Source organism: Bacteroidota bacterium, from assembly GCA_034723125.1.
Lineage (GTDB): Bacteria > Bacteroidota > Bacteroidia > CAILMK01 > JAAYUY01 > JAYEOP01.
The window spans coordinates 1-3,209 of sequence record JAYEOP010000233.1; the positions used below are offsets into that span (position 1 = coordinate 1).

At 30.7% G+C, this 3,209-nt stretch carries 3 protein-coding genes and 1 pseudogene; all 4 read left to right on the forward strand.

Annotated features, from left to right (window positions below; genetic code table 11):
- The first annotated feature begins 175 nt into the window (after nt 1–175).
- The 4 genes and pseudogenes from U9R42_06540 to U9R42_06555 all read left to right on the forward strand — a co-directional run bounded on the left by U9R42_06540 (nt 176) and on the right by U9R42_06555 (nt 3,209).
- The gene (locus U9R42_06540) at nt 176–1,174 is read left to right on the forward strand and encodes a hypothetical protein (protein ID MEA3495677.1); all 999 of its coding nucleotides are present in this window, start codon (nt 176–178) and stop codon (nt 1,172–1,174) included.
- Between the two features lie 159 nt (nt 1,175–1,333).
- Nucleotides 1,334–2,110, forward strand: a complete 777-nt coding sequence (locus U9R42_06545; protein ID MEA3495678.1) for a hypothetical protein — start codon at nt 1,334–1,336, stop codon at nt 2,108–2,110.
- Nucleotides 2,111–2,127: 17 nt separating this feature from the next.
- A complete protein-coding gene (locus U9R42_06550; protein ID MEA3495679.1) occupies nt 2,128–2,562 on the forward strand; it encodes a DUF6508 domain-containing protein in 435 nt (144 codons plus the stop codon).
- Between the two features lie 340 nt (nt 2,563–2,902).
- A pseudogene (locus U9R42_06555) lies at nt 2,903–3,209 on the forward strand (DUF4062 domain-containing protein).

The window sequence follows — 3,209 nt, forward strand, 5'->3', positions numbered from 1 at the left end:
ACCAACAAGGGATTTGACCTATCTGCGTGCTACGCACAGGCACAAGAACGATAATCCATTGGATGATATTGAATTATGATTTTTTTAACAAAATATATAATGGAAATATAATGAGTGGTCATTATATTCACTCGTTAGGCACAAGCAAAGGAACCCGAAATACAAGAGATAAAATATGGCAACAGAAATTAAAACTTGGGAAATAACAGACGGAGAACTTAATTCGATTCAAACAACTCTTGCTGAAAATAACAGAAAAGAGACTGAACATTTGGAAAAATGGATTAAAACAAAACCCGAAATACTCGGAACTGATATTTTGATAATCGGAGAACAAGTTTATACAAAATCAGGACCCTTGGATTTCTTAGCAATTGACAATAATGGAAATATTGTGATTGTAGAACTAAAAAGAGACAAATTAGCAAGACTTGTTTTAGCACAAGCAATTGACTATGCCTCGGATTTATCAACTTGGGACATTGACAAATTAAGTGAGATTTGTATGTCATTCACAGGAAATAGTTTGGAAGAACATATCTCAGCGAATTTTGAAAATATTGAAATTGACGATTTAACTATCAACCAAACTCAAAGACTTTTATTAGTTGGGTTTTCAATAGAAGAACCATTAAACAGGATGATTGAATGGTTGTCAACTAACTTCGATATGAGTATAAATGCTATTGTATTGAATTATGTAAAAACTTCAAACGGAACAGAATTGCTTTCAAGAACAGTAACTATTCCAGAAGAAATTGCAAAGGAAAAAACAAGCAAAAAGAAATTTAAAATTGAAATGTCAAATGAACCGGGAGAATATGAAATTGATAAATTAACGGAATTATTGAACGGCTACTTTAAAAGAGCGAATTATTCTGCCAATAGAATAAAAAACGTTTTATTACCAGCACTTTTGACAAAAAAGCAGATTACAAGAAATCAATTAAAGAAGGAATTTGTTAAAACAGGAGAAGCACCTGACGAAAGCCAAGCAGGATATTTTATCGCATTAATCTCAAATCAACTTGGACACGCAAAAAAGGATTATTTAAGACAAATTATTTCTTATGAATATCCTGATAATCATTGGACAAAAGACAATTTTAAATTAAGAGAAGGTTATAGAAAATTAGTTGAAGAATTAATTAAAGAACTGAATGCCAGCTCCTAACAATGTATGTAGTTTGTGGCGGGTTAAGTGCTAAATATGAGCATTTTAGATATAAATAAACTTTAGTGTAAATTGAAAGATTTGTGTTTCAAAACCGCCACAAAACCATATACTTAACATTGTGCTTCATGCTGAGAAAATTCCGCTAAAAGAATGAAAATGGAAGAAATACTTGAAAAACTTTTTGATTTTTTACGAAAAAACAGAAACTATAATAAAAGACTTCAAGAAAGATATTATAAATCAATCATTCTTCCATATGATAGTATTCCTGATAAAATAATATCTCTACTATACCACATTGCAAATACTCAAAGCCAACCCAGAATAGACTATTTAGCAAACTTTTACAAAAACATATATAAACACAGATACCAATTAGAATCATTTGACAGGTTTTTAGGAATTTTATTACCAACTACTTCAAAAAATTTCAATGGTCTTTTTCAAAGTTTAAGATGTCAACCTGGTTGGGGCAACAAGACTTCTGCCCTATTTGCTAAAAGCATTTTTCATTTACATAATAATGCTTATCCTAAACAGTTGAGAATTTGGAATGACGTTCCTAATAAAATAAATGAGAATGATCAATTTTATTTACCAGTAGATACTGTTATTACTTCGATCTTCAAACGGTTAGACTCAAAAACAAACTGGAATTTCATCAATACCAATAAACTATTAAAGCATTATTACCACGGGAATGACATTGAGATATGGGACGATTTATGGTTCTGGGGGTTTATTACTCAAAATGGGTCTGGTGTTAATAGAGTATTTGCATGGAACGAGAATAAATATTGGACATTAAAGGAAAGTGATAAAAACTCTGAGGCTATCATAAAAATTAAAACAAAGGCTGAAGAATTTTTGGATTTATTGAATGTTGGTACAATAAAAATGAAAAGAACAACGATTCCAAAAGCAAAAAAATAATATTTGAATCAAGTGTAATGGAAATTGAAAATATATCTGCTCACATAGAAAAACTATCAAAAGAAGAATGGAGTATATTATTTGCCCTGATTCCCATAATTGAATCCACACAAGTATTTTCGACTGGCGGTGAATTGATTGAAGATAAAAATGACCAAGATAGTTTTAACATTACTCCAGAGTTTGCTATTCAAATTGTATATGACTTTCTTGATATAATGGAAGAACTTGATTTGATAATTCCTTTTGCTTGGTCTAAATGGGCTCTTGGAAAAGAAATCTTTGAAAAAGGGAAATACAAAAATCTAAATACAATAACTTTATTAAAACTTTTAACAGCCTTCATAAGAGCAGACCATTTTTGTTGTGGAGCAGGTTTGGCTTCAAGATTTGAGGATAGAACAATTGAAAAAATACTAAAAGAAATAAAGAAAAATATAGAAAGTAAATAAAGCACGAAAGCACAACACATGGTCATACTGCATACCGCAATTAGTCGTAAATATGAAGTTTTTACTTATTAATTAAATATATTTGTAAGCAGAAAAATTTGAAATATTAAAACGGTACGTAGCATATAGCCAACCCGTCAAACTGTCTAAAAAAATCAACAAATTGTAGATAGTGTCTCTAAGAAAACTCTGCAAAATTTGATTCCTATCCTTTTGCGATATTTTTATCTTTCTCAACTCACTGATGCTAAGGCATCGCCTCGTCTCAAAAAATAAAAATCTCATCAAAAATCTTAGAAATCATAAAATTTGATAGTTTTCTTAGAGGCACTATTTACAGGAAGTTGAACGCTGTGATATCTATCTTGGAATTCTTGGTAAAGGCTATGGGTTTGAAGATGCTGAAGGATTTTCACCTACAGAACGGGAATTTGACCATGCCACAAAACATAATAAAACACGGCTCATATTTATTGCCGATGTTGAAAACAGAAATATTAAAGAGATTAATTTCATCCAAAAAGTTCAGGATGTATTGGTCAGGAAATCTTTCTCAGCTATTGGCGAATTAAAATCATCGGTTTATGCATCTTTGGTGAAATATTTAATGGAAAAAGAAATTATCAGGACCGCCCCTTTTGATGCTT